This window comes from Calothrix sp. NIES-2100 (assembly GCF_963875285.1).
Classification (GTDB): Bacteria; Cyanobacteriota; Cyanobacteriia; order Cyanobacteriales; family Nostocaceae; genus Aulosira.
Genome location: NZ_CAWNLA010000001.1, coordinates 1,275,004 through 1,288,121, shown reverse-complemented (window position 1 = coordinate 1,288,121; position 13,118 = coordinate 1,275,004). Strand labels below are relative to the sequence as shown.

General features: G+C 44.2%; 12 protein-coding genes and 1 pseudogene. 9 read left to right on the top strand and 4 right to left on the bottom strand.

From position 1 onward, the window contains the following. Positions 1-219 precede the first annotated feature (219 nt). The 3 genes from AACU32_RS05305 (at position 220) to cphA (ending at position 4,278) form a co-directional block, all read left to right on the top strand. Positions 220-552 carry a hypothetical protein gene (locus AACU32_RS05305; RefSeq protein WP_096598529.1) on the top strand — a complete coding sequence of 111 codons (333 nt, stop codon included), beginning with the start codon at positions 220-222 and terminating at the stop codon, positions 550-552. Then, positions 540-1,403: a cyanophycinase gene (locus tag AACU32_RS05300; RefSeq protein WP_096598527.1), complete on the top strand. Its 864-nt coding sequence runs from the start codon at positions 540-542 to the stop codon at positions 1,401-1,403. The genes AACU32_RS05305 and AACU32_RS05300 overlap by 13 nt, the downstream gene beginning before the upstream one ends. A gap of 172 nt (positions 1,404-1,575) precedes the next feature. Further along, positions 1,576-4,278, top strand: a complete 2,703-nt coding sequence (gene cphA, locus AACU32_RS05295; RefSeq protein WP_096598525.1) for a cyanophycin synthetase — start codon at positions 1,576-1,578, stop codon at positions 4,276-4,278. A gap of 67 nt (positions 4,279-4,345) precedes the next feature. Here cphA and tatA read toward each other — a convergent pair whose 3' ends face one another. Then, the gene (gene tatA, locus AACU32_RS05290) at positions 4,346-4,519 is read right to left on the bottom strand and encodes a twin-arginine translocase TatA/TatE family subunit (protein ID WP_096598523.1); all 174 of its coding nucleotides are present in this window, start codon (positions 4,517-4,519) and stop codon (positions 4,346-4,348) included. Between the two features lie 65 nt (positions 4,520-4,584). Continuing rightward, positions 4,585-6,006, bottom strand: coding sequence for a serine/threonine protein kinase (locus AACU32_RS05285; protein WP_096598521.1), 1,422 nt, complete (start codon positions 6,004-6,006; stop codon positions 4,585-4,587). Positions 6,007-6,100: 94 nt separating this feature from the next. Between AACU32_RS05285 and cbiT the strand changes: the two genes are divergently transcribed. Both cbiT and AACU32_RS05275 read left to right on the top strand, forming a co-directional pair. Next, the gene (cbiT, locus tag AACU32_RS05280; protein ID WP_096598519.1) at positions 6,101-6,703 is read left to right on the top strand and encodes a precorrin-6Y C5,15-methyltransferase subunit CbiT; all 603 of its coding nucleotides are present in this window, start codon (positions 6,101-6,103) and stop codon (positions 6,701-6,703) included. Between the two features lie 89 nt (positions 6,704-6,792). Further along, positions 6,793-7,686 (top strand): phosphatidate cytidylyltransferase, encoded by an 894-nt coding sequence (locus AACU32_RS05275; RefSeq protein ID WP_096607865.1) that lies wholly within the window; start codon positions 6,793-6,795, stop codon positions 7,684-7,686. Between the two features lie 133 nt (positions 7,687-7,819). Here AACU32_RS05275 and AACU32_RS05270 read toward each other — a convergent pair whose 3' ends face one another. After that, positions 7,820-8,533, bottom strand: coding sequence for an LmeA family phospholipid-binding protein (locus AACU32_RS05270; protein WP_096598517.1), 714 nt, complete (start codon positions 8,531-8,533; stop codon positions 7,820-7,822). 139 nt (positions 8,534-8,672) lie between these two features. On the opposite strand from AACU32_RS05270, the gene AACU32_RS05265 reads away from it, so the two are divergent. After that, positions 8,673-9,476: a pseudouridine synthase gene (locus tag AACU32_RS05265; RefSeq protein ID WP_096598515.1), complete on the top strand. Its 804-nt coding sequence runs from the start codon at positions 8,673-8,675 to the stop codon at positions 9,474-9,476. Further along, complete coding sequence (locus AACU32_RS05260) at positions 9,463-10,263, top strand: helix-turn-helix domain-containing protein (protein WP_096598513.1); 801 nt, start codon at positions 9,463-9,465, stop codon at positions 10,261-10,263. Before AACU32_RS05265 ends, AACU32_RS05260 begins: the two co-directional genes overlap by 14 nt. Before the next feature lie 104 nt (positions 10,264-10,367). Here the strand turns inward: AACU32_RS05260 and malQ are convergent, their stop codons facing one another. Further along, positions 10,368-11,876 carry a 4-alpha-glucanotransferase gene (gene malQ, locus AACU32_RS05255; protein WP_096598511.1) on the bottom strand — a complete coding sequence of 503 codons (1,509 nt, stop codon included), beginning with the start codon at positions 11,874-11,876 and terminating at the stop codon, positions 10,368-10,370. 171 nt (positions 11,877-12,047) lie between these two features. On the opposite strand from malQ, the gene AACU32_RS05250 reads away from it, so the two are divergent. After that, positions 12,048-12,479, top strand: a complete 432-nt coding sequence (locus AACU32_RS05250; RefSeq protein ID WP_096598509.1) for an NUDIX domain-containing protein — start codon at positions 12,048-12,050, stop codon at positions 12,477-12,479. A gap of 40 nt (positions 12,480-12,519) precedes the next feature. After that, a pseudogene (locus AACU32_RS05245) lies at positions 12,520-12,909 on the top strand (RidA family protein); the annotation flags it as partial. Positions 12,910-13,118 lie beyond the last annotated feature (209 nt).

Genomic DNA, 13,118 nt, shown 5'->3' with positions numbered 1-13,118 from the left:
CGTATTCAAGAACACTAATCTTAAATTTGAATGTCGGGGAAAAACAAGAAGCTAATGACTGGTAGGGCTACAGATAAAGTTTGTCAATAGTAACTAAAAGTACCAGAAAACTTGGCTCTTTCGTGGGATCAAAAGTTTTTCTAATTACTTAATTTATGTTTAAATATTGTCAAAACTACATTTAAATTAATATTCTTAACTCAGTTAGCAACTTTCAGGATGCATCAAGCCAGCCTCAGAACACAGCTTGTCAAAACCTACTCGCCCCAATCCAGGGCGCAGCCTAGCCCCCACTTAGCCCTACTCGCACTATTTTGCCAAGCTGGCAAAAGTGGACAGGTGAACAAACAAGGCGCTGGCTTTGAGGACAATGGACATATCAAGACTGAGGCTTCTTGTGGAGCGAGCAAACAGTCGCAACGACGATTAACGCCAATCCCAACTGCAAAAAAGTGTCCTCCCAAACAAGCAAAGCGCGAAAATACTCAGGCTACTGAACCTTGTTATATTCACCTGAAGTTGTTGACAGGAGAAACACAATGCCGCAATTAAAAGCTAAATCGCTGGAAATGAGGACACCCCAAGCAACTAAAACCGCCGTTCTGGTTATCGGAGGAGCAGAAGACAAAGTTCATGGACGTGATATCCTAAGAACTTTTTTTGGCCGTGCTGGTGCTAGCAAGGCCTATATTACAATTATTCCATCTGCCTCTCGTGAACCAGCCATTATTGGCGGTCGGTATATTCGGATTTTTGAAGAAATGGGTGCTGAGAAGGTTGAAATTTTAGATATTCGCGAGCGGGAACAGTGCGAAGCCTCTCAAATTAAAGCAGCCCTGGAAGCCTGTAGCGGAGTCTTTTTGACAGGAGGGGATCAATTGCGTCTTTGTGGCGTATTGGCAGATACGCCAGTGATGGACATTGTCCGACAGCGAGTTAGGGCAGGGCAACTTACCTTAGCTGGCACGAGTGCAGGAGCAGCGGTAATGGGGCATCATATGATTGCTGGTGGTGGTAGTGGGGAAACGCCCAACCGCTCTCTGGTTGATATGGCAACAGGTTTAGGATTTATTCCCGAAGTGATTGTAGACCAACATTTTCACAACCGTAATCGCATGGGGCGATTAATTAGCGCGATCGCCGCTCACCCCGATCGCCTAGGTATCGGTATTGACGAAGATACTTGTGCTGTGTTCGAGCGCGATGGTTGGCTACAAGTTATGGGTAAAGGTAGTGTCACTATTGTTGATCCTACGGAGTTAACCCACACAAATGAACCTCATGTAGGAGCTAATGAACCCTTGACTGTACATAATTTACGTCTACATATCCTCAGCTATGGCGATCGCTTCCACCTGTACCAGCGCACTGTACTGCCTGCTGTACATCGGATCTCCAGCTGACGGAATAGTGTATCTGAGGTTACACTGAGTTGATCGCTTGTTTATTTCTTACTGTAGAAAAATCAACAGAAACAGCATTTAAAAAGAAAAAACTGTTCATGATAAACAGTTTAGCGGTCAATTTCAGTAAGAAACTAGAATTTTGGTTCCGAATCTCCATCTACCTATTCCCATGAGAATCCTCAAGATCCAGACATTACGCGGCCCAAACTACTGGAGCATTCGACGCCACAAGCTGATCGTCATGCGCCTCGATTTAGAAAACCTTGCCGAGAAGCCCTCGAATGAAATCCCTGGTTTTTACGAAGGATTAGTTGAGGCGCTGCCAAGTCTGGAGGGCCACTATTGCTCACCGGGCTGTCGGGGTGGTTTTTTAATGCGTGTGCGCGAAGGCACAATGATGGGCCATATCGTTGAACACGTAGCTTTAGAGTTGCAAGAACTAGCTGGAATGCATGTAGGCTTTGGTCGCACCCGCGAAACAGCTACACCTGGCATTTACCAGGTAGTACTAGAGTACCTAAATGAGGAAGCCGGACGCTACGCCGGACGAGCAGCGGTACGGTTGTGCCAAAGTATTGTCGATCGCGGTCGTTATCCCAAAGCAGAGCTAGAGCAAGACATCCAAGACTTAAAAGACTTCTGGCGAGATTCATCTTTGGGCCCCTCGACAGAAGCGATCGTCAAAGAAGCAGAAAAACGCGGAATACCCTGGATGGCTCTAGGGGCACGCTTTTTGATTCAGCTAGGTTATGGTGTGAATCAAAAGCGGATGCAAGCAACCATGACCGACAACACCGGCATTTTGGGTGTAGAACTAGCTTGCGACAAAGAAGCCACCAAACGTATCCTCGCTGCATCTGGTGTACCAGTGCCTAAAGGTACAGTTATCAGTTTCTTGGACGATTTGGAAGAAGCTATAGAATATGTTGGTGGTTATCCCATAGTCATCAAGCCCTTAGATGGCAATCACGGACGCGGGATCACCATTGATATTAGAACTTGGGAAGAAGCCGAGGCAGCTTATGAAGCAGCCAGACAAGTTTCCCGGTCAATTATTGTTGAAAGGTATTACGTAGGGCGAGATCATCGGGTATTGGTGGTAGATGGCAAAGTCGTAGCAGTAGCAGAACGCGTACCAGCCCATGTGGTTGGTAATGGCAGATCTAGTATTGCGGAACTAATTGAGGAAACAAACCAAGACCCAAATCGCGGTGAAGGACATGATAATGTCCTCACCAAAATTGAACTCGACCGGACTAGCTACCAGCTACTAGAAAGGCAAGGCTATACCCTAAATAGCGTTCTTCCCAAAGGTACAGTTTGTTATCTCCGCGCTACGGCTAACTTAAGTACAGGAGGTAGTGCCCTCGACCGTACCGATGAAATCCACCCTGAAACCGTATGGCTAGCACAACGGGTAGTCAAGATTATTGGCTTGGATATTGCCGGATTGGATATTGTTACCACGGATATTAGCCGTCCTTTAAGGGAAGTAGATGGCGTAATTGTTGAAGTTAACGCCGCCCCTGGCTTTAGAATGCACGTTGCACCCTCTCAAGGCATTCCCCGCAACGTTGCTGGCGCAGTCATGGATATGCTATTCCCCAATGAGCAATCCAGCCGTATTCCCATTCTCAGTGTCACCGGTACAAATGGTAAAACCACTACCACCCGATTGCTGGCACACATATACAAGCAGACAGGCAAAGTAGTAGGTTATACAACCACAGACGGAACTTACATCGGTGATTACTTAGTAGAAGCGGGAGATAATACGGGGCCGCAAAGTGCCCATTTAATCTTGCAAGACCCCACCGTAGAAGTCGCAGTATTAGAAAGCGCTCGTGGTGGTATTCTTCGTTCAGGATTGGGTTTTGAAGCTGCCAATGTGGGCGTGGTTTTGAATGTTGCCGCCGATCATTTAGGAATAGGCGATATAGATACAATAGACCAATTAGCTAACCTTAAAAGTGTAGTAGCAGAAGCCGTATTCCCTGATGGCTATGCCGTACTCAACGCTGACGATCACCGGGTTGCAGCAATGGCAGAGAAAACAAAAGCTAATATTGCTTACTTCACCATGAACGCCGACTCAGAACTGGTGCGCAAGCACATTCAAAAGGGCGGAGTCGCAGCAGTTTATGAAAATGGCTATCTCTCAATTGTCAAAGGCGATTGGACACACCGCATTGAACGGGCGGAAGCTATTCCCTTGACAATGGGCGGACGTGCGCCATTTATGATTGCTAACGCATTAGCAGCAAGTTTGGCAGCTTTTGTGCAAAACGTCACAATAGAGCAGATTCGCTCAGGATTAAAGACCTTCCGCGCTTCTGTGAGTCAAACCCCAGGACGGATGAATTTATTTAATTTAGGCAACCACCATGCTTTGGTAGACTATGCTCATAACCCAGCTAGTTATGAAGCTGTGGGTGCTTTCGTCCGCAACTGGACTTCAGGACAGCGGATTGGCGTAGTTGGCGGCCCTGGCGATCGCCGTGACGAAGATTTTGTCACGTTGGGCAAATTAGCAGCAGATATTTTTGATTACATCATCATCAAAGAAGACGATGATACTAGGGGTCGTCTTCGGGGATCAGCCGCAGAGTTGATTACTAGAGGCATTACCCAAGTTAAACCCAATGCTCGTTTTGAAGCAATTTTGGACGAAACCCAAGCAATTAACAAAGGCTTGGATATGGCTCCAGAGAACAGCCTGGTCGTGATTTTACCAGAAAGTGTCACCCGTGCGATTAAGTTAATTAGGGCACGGGGCGTAGTGAAAGAAGAAACACATCAGCAAAACTCGACTACGGCGATCGTAGATTCTCAAAATGGCGTTGCATCTCCAATCATCAATACGCTGCTTTAGTCAATAGTAGAGATGCGATCGCTCGTATCTCTACTATTAACCTTTGCTTTCCTGCCAACTAAAAATATTATTGGTCTTGGTCTGAATTACTATCTGTACCAGAACCTTTGATTTCCTCCTTAAAACCCCGGAGAGTTTTACCGAGTGCATTCCCCAATTCGGGAATTTTTTTCGGGCCGAAAATTAAAATAGCGACTATCACAATAATGGCAACTTCTGGCCATCCTAGTCCAAATAACATATATACTTCCTCTCAAGCATCTTTAATTAACTATAAATTGCAGTTGCTATAGTGACGAACTATTTCTATTTGGTGGCAATTTTGATTCCTAACCAATCGCTTAATTCCTGGGCTAACCATTCCATTTCCGCCTCAGATTTGAGAGGAAAATGACTATTAGCAAGCTGATATTTTTGTACTCCAGCCCAAAGTTCTAATTGTGCAGGTATATTAATTCTATTGCCATCAGAATCTTTAGTAAAATGTGGTGGAATATACACTAGTTTAGTAATATTATTCCGGGGAGATGGTCGGGGACGATGAAATTTAAATCCAAATAACTCATAGGTTGAAGATACTTGTTGACTATCCAGGCGTAATTTCATACTTCCCCAGATATTAAATAAAAAACTATACATCATAAAGCCGCCAGCGCCCCAAAAAGGCAGGGAGAACAAGGCAAAGGGGATATTAACCGGAAAAGGTGCAGCAAGCGCGCCAATCGTCCAAAATAGGATGAATGAATTCCAAGCGATCGCAAACGAACCTAAAAACAACATCGACGCTTGCCAGCCACTGGGCGGAATGACAACTTCTAGTACATCTGCACTTTTCGTCAGTTGAATTTTACTCCCTGGCGGTTTGATAATAGTTAAATCCGTCAACTCGAGAATTTGGGGTCTATCTAAGGCTTGGAGTGCTTCTAGGGCAGAACTTGCACGCTGTTCTAAGTTAGGTTCAATTAACCACCGCAACCAATTACTGAAATCAGGACTGAGATTAGCCGCTTGCTCAAACTGAATGCGAAAATCCTTTTGGGGTAAATCTGCTGGCTGGATACCCGTCGCCAAATAAATTAATGTCGCCCCTAAACTATAAATATCGGAAGCTGCAACGGTGCGTCCGCCAAATTGCTCTAGTGGCATATAACCATAGGTTCCCACCACCGTCCGAGTTGAGCCTTCAGTTGCCAAAACAGTCTGTACTGAGCCAAAATCTACCAAATAAACTTGACCGACATTATTACCAGAGCGATCGCCCAATAAAATATTGCTAGGCTTAATATCACGGTGAATTACAGGCGGATGTAGCCCATGCAGATAAATGAGAATTTCTAACAGTGTTTTAGCTATCTGTTTAATTTCTGCCTCAGTAAAAGTGCGCCCAGCTTTTAAAGATTGCTCCAGAGTTGGTGCTGATATATAAGTTTGTACCAGGGCAAATCCCTGGAGATTAGGCGAATTTAGCTCAAAATAATCTAAATAGCGAGGAATAGCAGGATGTGATAAAGATTTTAAAGTTTCAGCTTCCCGCTCAAATAGCTTGAGATCATCCCATTCAAAGTCGCCGCCAAAAGTCAGTAACTTAACGATCACAAGTTCCTGAGTGAGTAAGTCACGGACTAACAGCGTTCGTCTTCCTGCCTTTTTTCCCAATTGCTGCTGAATTTCGTAGCGTAGACGCGCAGCGTCTTGTCGCCAGACATCGCCCAATATTTCTTTAGCCATTATGATTACTGATAACGCTACGTCTAAAGGTGGTTAGAGCCTATGACTATCCAAACAAACAAGCTGATATCTTTAGTATAAATAATGTAATTCTATGCCTTCGGAAATTTGGCCTTACATTACCCCTGGTATTCCCGATGAAATGTTCGAGCATTTGCCAGGAATACCCATGAGCCAGCGAGAAGTGAGACTATTGCTGATTGCTCAATTACGGCTTCAGCCAGATTCAATATTGTGGGATATTGGTGCAGGTACAGGTACAATTCCTGTAGAGGTAGGATTATTGTGTCCCGGTGGCAAGATTATCGCTGTCGAACGGGATGAAGAAGTAGCCAATCTGATCCGTCGTAACTGCGATCGCTTTGAGGTAAAAAATGTTGAAGTTATTGAAGGTAGCGCTCCGGAGTGTTTGCAGGAACTAAAACTTACCCCTCATCGCGTTTGTATTGAGGGAGGACGACCTATCCAGGAAATTTTACAGGCTGTATGGGATTATCTGCCACCAACAGGTAGAGTAGTGGCGACAGCTGCTAATCTAGAAAGTCTGTATGCTATCTCTCAAAGCTTTTCCCAATTAAGAGCTAGGAATATTGAAGTTGTCCAATCTGCGGTCAATCGCTTAGAGATGCGCGGCTTTTCTCAAACCTTTGCCGCCTTAGATCCCATTTTTATCCTTAGTGGTGAGAAACTAGACTAAATCTACATAAATTGGGGGCTAGGGACTAGGGGAAAATTCTTCTCCCATGCCCAATGCCCAATGCCCAATCCCCCATCCTAAATACTTCTATGCCTTGGTCTCGGATTATTAGTGGAATTGTTGCGATCGCTCTAGCTCTATTTTCTACCCTGTTAGGGGGTTGGTATTTTACCATTATGATTGCGATTGTGGTGTTTTTAGGACAACAGGAATATTTTAATTTGGTGCTAGCCAGAGGCATAGCTCCTGCTGTTAAAACCACAATGTTTGTCAGCTTAGTCTTACTGGTGATTTGTACCCTTGATGGTGATTTAGCTGACGCTTTCATGCCCATAGCTGGGACATTTATTTGTTTTTACCTGCTGTTTCAGCCAAAAATGGCGACGATCGCTGATATTTCCGCTTCGATTATGGGGCTATTTTATGTCGGTTACTTGCCTAGTTATTGGGTACGCTTGCGATCGCTTGGCAGTATCGCCCTCAGTAATCTACCTTTAGGTGGTTACTGGCCTACCACTTGGACAGATATTATCGAGCAAAGAAATATTGCCTCCCTACCACAAGGCTTGAAAGCAACCGTGCTGACCTTTTTGTGCATTTGGGCAGCTGATATTGGTGCTTACACTATTGGCAAGTTTTTCGGCAAAACCCGTTTATCTGACATCAGCCCGAAAAAAACCGTGGAGGGGGCTGTCTTTGGTATCAGTGCTAGCATTGCTGTAGGTTTAGCCGGGGCTTATTATCTTCACTGGCCCAGAGCTATCTACACTGGCTTAGCGTTAGGTTTGCTAATTGGGATTGCTAGTCTTTTAGGCGACCTCATTGAATCTGTGCTGAAGCGCGATGCTGGCGTCAAAGATTCCGGACAGTTGATCCCTGGTCATGGTGGCATCTTAGATCGTACAGACAGTTATATTTTTACAGCGCCCTTAGTTTACTACTTCGTGACTTTGTTATTGCCCTTGATTGTAGAAGGGAGATGAGGAGCAGAGGGGGAAAGGGAGATGAGGGAGTGTGGGGAGTGTTGGGAGTTTTCTTCCCAATGCCCATGCCCCATGCATTAAAAATATAAATTATTATAAATAATAAGCAATTTCTGTTTTTGATTTCTAATCATCAGGGGTTAACGTTAATCTGCCCGCGACATAGTAACTGGACTGGGATCAATGTGAGTTCTTGGATATCGACTTCTGAGCCAAGATCGAAAGTGTACTCATGATTACTCTGGTTTTGAGTTACCATATCGTACTTTATTTGAACTGGTGCTAGTTGCAACTCGCGACCACTAATTAAATTTAAGCCCATGCATATGTCCAGGGGCGTAGATTGACCGTCAGATGCTAAAATGCCACTCAGTATAATTTGATGATTTTCCAGAATAATTTTTTGCCAAGAAATAGACTTGGTTTTTGCGCAGTGTTCTGGTAAAAGTTTAACCAGTACATCATTTAAGGCCGTTATTAACAGCTCAGATGAGAGGGAATTATTAAGATCCTTCTCTTCGACGATCAATTCACCAACCACTGGTACTGTTTCTAACAGTCTGAGCGGCTGTCCCTTGATAACCGAGCCGATGTTGACTTGAATATTTTCAGCTACAAGTTGAATCTGTGTAATATGGAGGCCTTGATAAACAGCATGACTAGCCCCAATCGATACCCAAGGAATTTTGCCCGAAAGCAGTTGGCGATCGCTAGCTCTGATTTCCACTTCTATTTGCGACACTTGACTTACTTGCGCCCGCAACCATATCTTTAGTGCAGTTGTGAGCAGATTCGTAATTATCCGTATCTTCTGGGTAGGTTTGGCAGTGGAATTTTGCTCAGGCATTTCACTTGATTTGTTTATCGGTAGAGACTCAACAATCGGTTGAATGTTAATCAGTCCTTAAATGTAACATTTATGGCGATTAACGACAAAGTGCAAATATTATGATTTAAATACTAGGGGAAGATTAAGTAATATCCACATGGAGGCTCGGTTACAAAAGGTTCTCGCCCAATGGGGTATTGCCTCACGTCGTGAAGCCGAAGAAATGATCAGGCGATCGCGTGTGCGGATCAACGGGGTATTGGCACATCTAGGTCAAAAAGTTGACCCCCAAAAAGACAAAATTACAGTTGACGGTAAACTCGTAGTTACTAAACATCGTCCGGCTCTTATATATTTGTTGCTAAACAAACCTGCTGGCGTAGTTTCTACTTGCTACGACCCCCAGGGAAGAACGACAGTTTTAGATTTACTGCCACAAGAATTACGCAATAATTCAGGTATTCACCCAGTTGGGCGTTTAGATACAGATTCCACTGGTGCATTATTACTTACTAACGATGGCGAGCTGACATTTGCTCTTACTCATCCCAGTCACAGTGTCCCTAAAACTTATCGAGTATTAGTTAAAGGACATCCCCCCGAAGAAATGTTACAAATGTGGCGTCAGGGTGTGATCTTAGACGGTAGAAGAACAAGACCAGCCGAGGTGCGCCTCAGAGAAAGTTTGAATGCACAAAGCTGTTTAGAAATTGTTTTGAAGGAGGGACGCAACCGCCAGATTCGCCGTATAGCCGAACAGTTAGGCTACCCGGTAATCAAGCTGCATAGGACTGCTATCGGACCGATTAAATTACAAGTTCCCAAACAACCCTATTTAAAAGAGGGTAACTATCGTTCCCTAAGAAATGATGAGATGCGCTTTTTGCAACAGCAAATCAAGCACATACCTATTAATGATTCAGCTGAGTTAAGGAGTGTAACTACGCATGAAATGGTTTAACAGGAAGGATAATCAGCCACCTACTGTTTCAGTAGAGCAACAACAGTCCGAAAAATTGGCGGAAATTGGCGCTCAAATTTGGGCGGCGCGTCAAGAACAAGGTCTATCTTTAGAGGAAGTGGTTATATTAACAAAAATTCCCAAGCGTCTTTTACAAGCTATTGAGGAAGGGAATTTAGAGGAACTACCAGAACCAGTTTATATTCAGGGCTTAATTAGGCAATTTGCTGATGCATTAGGTTTTAATGGCGCAATATTGGCTAGCACTTTTCCCATTTTTTATCAACCGCTGAACCCCAAACCAACTGGGACTACTAAGCCAATTAACCAATTGCGTCCCTTGCATCTTTACCTTCTTTATATATTTGTGATTATCTGCTCTGTTAGCGGTTTATCTCAACTACTGAAGGAATCTGCTCTGCAAGCAAGTACTACCCCACCTCGGCCAAAGCCACAACAACAGTCACAATCAAAACCTTTACCAGAGATTAAACCTTATAGCAACGCCCTGATCAGCACCAAAACTGGTACACCGGTGCAGATTGGTGTAACATTAAAAGCCTCATCTTGGATTCGGGTAGTAGCTGATGGCAAAACTGAGTTTGAGGGTAATCTTGCAGAAGGAACTCATCGGACTTGGAAAGCTAAAGAGCAATTAAGTGTGAAAACCGATAATGCTGGTGGTGTGCTGATCAGTGTGAATCAGCAGCAAGCTAAGGAAATGGGCGAGCTAGGAAAGCCAGAGGAAGTCCAAATTGCTGCTAAACCTCGTGGTCTGTCCCATTAATTGATGACCTCAAGATGAATTGGTTAGGACTTCAGTCGGTGATTTTTGAAGCACTTCAGTGAATTTTCCAGCACTGAAGTGCTTACTACAATGCAACGATAGACTCAGGTCTGTGTAGACGCACGTCCATAGAGTGTAGTCAGAAGTTTTAGCTTCTGGCTTAATTCTTCAGTCAAAGCTTCTTTTTGGTAGCGCCAGCCCCAATTACCCTCAGCAACACTGGGAAAATTCATCCGCGCTTCTGTTCCCAATCCTAAAACATCTTGTAAGGGAATAATTGCCTGATTGGCAATAGAACTTAAAGCTAGTCGAATTAAATCCCAATGAATCCCGTCCGAACTGATGCAACCTAAATAAAGCAATAAGTTTTGCTTTTCCCAGTCACTTGCTTGGTTATACCAACCGACAGTAGTGTCATTATCATGAGTGCCGGTGTAGACTACAGCATTTCGCGGGTAGTTAAAAGGTAAAAAAGGATTAGCCGGATCAGAACCAAAAGCAAACTGCAAAACTTTCATTCCGGGAAATTCAAAATTGTCGCGCAGTGCTTCTACCTCTGGGGTAATTACTCCTAAATCTTCCGCTAACACTGGTAGTATGCCTAACTTTTGTTTGATTGTCTCAAACAATTCTTCCCCAGGCGCTTTTAACCACTCGCCATTAATAGCTGTTTCTTCTCCTTGTTCCACAGCCCAGTACGCTTCAAAACCTCGGAAGTGGTCAATGCGAATCACATCGACATAATCCAGCATGGCTTGAAAGCGCCCCAGCCACCATTTAAAATCTTGTTTTTCCAATTCTTCCCAGTTATATACTGGATTACCCCACAGTTGACCAGTAGCACTAAAGTAATCTGGTGGAACACCAGCCATCAGCGCTGCTTCTCCTGTTTCTTCATCTAAACAAAAGATATCGGGGTTTGCCCAGACATCAGAGCTATCATGAGCTACATAAATGGGGATATCGCCAATAATTTGGATACCGCTCATATTGGCGTAGGTTTTGAGTTTCGACCACTGACGGAAAAATTCAAATTGGATAAATTTGTGAAAGAATATTTCCCCCGTCAGCTGTCGCTGTGCTTGATCAATTGCTTGGGGTTCGCGTTTGGCGAGTTCTGGCTCCCAAGTATGCCAACTTGAGCCGCCATGAGTATCTTTGAGCGCCATAAATAAGGCATAGTCATCCAGCCAATAAGCTTTACTTTGACAAAATCCAGCGAATTCTTTTTGCTGTAAAGGTGTGGCTTTAGTTTTAAAATTCTCGCAGGCTTTTTTGAGCAAATCAATCTTAATTGGTGCAATTCGATCGAACTCTACCTTGGAGGAGTCAAATCCTGGTAAGTTAGCAAAGTCATCTTCTGTGAGTAAACCCTGCTCTTGTAGTTGTTCTGGACTAATGAGTTGCGGGTTTCCTGCCATTGCTGAATAACACGCATAAGGAGAATTACCATACCCAGTAGGCCCTAAAGGTAAAACTTGCCAGTATTGTTGGTAGCTGTCTTTGAGAAAATCAATAAAGCTATAGGCTTCCAAGCCTAAATCCCCAATTCCAAATCGACTGGGAAAGGAAGTAGGATGCAGCAAAATACCGCTGGATCTAGGAAAAGGCATACTTAATTGGATGATATAGGAGCAAGCGATCGCCTTAACATCACGCTAGGCGATCGCATCGAATCTATCACGCTAGGGGTTGCTTTAAAAGCTGCCTATAGTCAGAGTTGTAGAGAATGTAACAAATCCCTATAAAAGCTCATAATTCCTACTTAATACTTAATAATGCATATGAATTACAGAAACCCGGCTCCGACAGTAGATATCATTATTGAATTGGTGGATCGCCCTCATCTGCCTATAGTGTTAATTGAGAGACATAACCCGCCTTTAGGCTGGGCGCTTCCTGGTGGTTTTGTGGATTATGGTGAAGCTGTGGAAGTGGCTGCAAAACGGGAAGCAGAGGAAGAAACGGGTTTGCAGGTGGAGTTAATTGAACAATTTTTGGTGTATTCTGACCCCAGTCGCGATCCGCGTCAGCATACGATTAGCATTGTGTTTTTAGCGATCGCTAAAGGTGAGCCAAAAGCCGGTGATGATGCTAAGAATATCGCCATTTTTGAATCTTGGCGTGTTCCGCTTAATTTGTGTTTTGACCACGATCGCATTTTGCGGGATTATTGGCAGTATCGGCATTATGGTTTGCGTCCCAGGTTGGGATAATGAACCGCCAAGGACGCAGAGGACGCAGAGAGAAGAGAAAATGAGTAAGACTGTTATTCGTACTGATAATGCACCGGAACCAGTGGGGCCATATAATCAAGCGATCGCCGCTTCTGGTCAAATGGTGTTTGTGGCTGGACAAATTGCGATCGATCCGCGCATTGGTCAGGTTGTCTACACTGATGATGTGAAAAAGCAAACTGAGCAGGTAATAGCTAATTTAGAAGCTATCTTGACAGCAGCTGGTGCTAGTTTTGAAAATGTGGTAAAGACCACGGTATTTCTCGCAGATATGAATGATTTTGCGGCGGTGAATGCGGTTTATGCCAAATATTTTCACGAAGACACAGCGCCAGCCCGTGCTTGTGTGGAGGTATCGCGGTTACCGAAGGATGTATTGGTAGAAATTGATTGTATTGCGGTGATTTGAGGGCGCTTCTTGGACATTAGGGAGCAAGATGCTCCCACTACAAATTTATTCAGGATCTGGGAAAGCATATCTTGAGATTTTGAGCTGATCTTACATCCAAACTCGGAACTCTTTAAGGGACTTCCAAATAAAAAAACATCCCTATCATTAACTTACCAAGCCCGCAACTCGTAGGGGCGGGGTGACCCCCATTGGTGTCAACTTAAGCT

Excerpts from the sequence above, each read along its gene's own strand:
- AACU32_RS05285 (WP_096598521.1), bottom strand. The coding sequence starts at position 6,006 with ATGGCTAAAGAAATATTGGGCGATGTCTGGCGACAAGACGCTGCGCGT.
- cphA (WP_096598525.1), top strand. The coding sequence starts at position 1,576 with ATGAGAATCCTCAAGATCCAGACATTACGCGGCCCAAACTACTGGAGC.
- AACU32_RS05270 (WP_096598517.1), bottom strand. The coding sequence starts at position 8,533 with ATGCCTGAGCAAAATTCCACTGCCAAACCTACCCAGAAGATACGGATA.
- AACU32_RS05260 (WP_096598513.1), top strand. The coding sequence starts at position 9,463 with ATGAAATGGTTTAACAGGAAGGATAATCAGCCACCTACTGTTTCAGTA.
- AACU32_RS05250 (WP_096598509.1), top strand. The coding sequence starts at position 12,048 with ATGAATTACAGAAACCCGGCTCCGACAGTAGATATCATTATTGAATTG.
- AACU32_RS05265 (WP_096598515.1), top strand. The coding sequence starts at position 8,673 with ATGGAGGCTCGGTTACAAAAGGTTCTCGCCCAATGGGGTATTGCCTCA.
- AACU32_RS05275 (WP_096607865.1), top strand. The coding sequence starts at position 6,793 with ATGCCTTGGTCTCGGATTATTAGTGGAATTGTTGCGATCGCTCTAGCT.
- cbiT (WP_096598519.1), top strand. The coding sequence starts at position 6,101 with ATGCCTTCGGAAATTTGGCCTTACATTACCCCTGGTATTCCCGATGAA.
- malQ (WP_096598511.1), bottom strand. The coding sequence starts at position 11,876 with ATGCCTTTTCCTAGATCCAGCGGTATTTTGCTGCATCCTACTTCCTTT.
- AACU32_RS05300 (WP_096598527.1), top strand. The coding sequence starts at position 540 with ATGCCGCAATTAAAAGCTAAATCGCTGGAAATGAGGACACCCCAAGCA.
- tatA (WP_096598523.1), bottom strand. The coding sequence starts at position 4,519 with ATGTTATTTGGACTAGGATGGCCAGAAGTTGCCATTATTGTGATAGTC.
- AACU32_RS05305 (WP_096598529.1), top strand. The coding sequence starts at position 220 with ATGCATCAAGCCAGCCTCAGAACACAGCTTGTCAAAACCTACTCGCCC.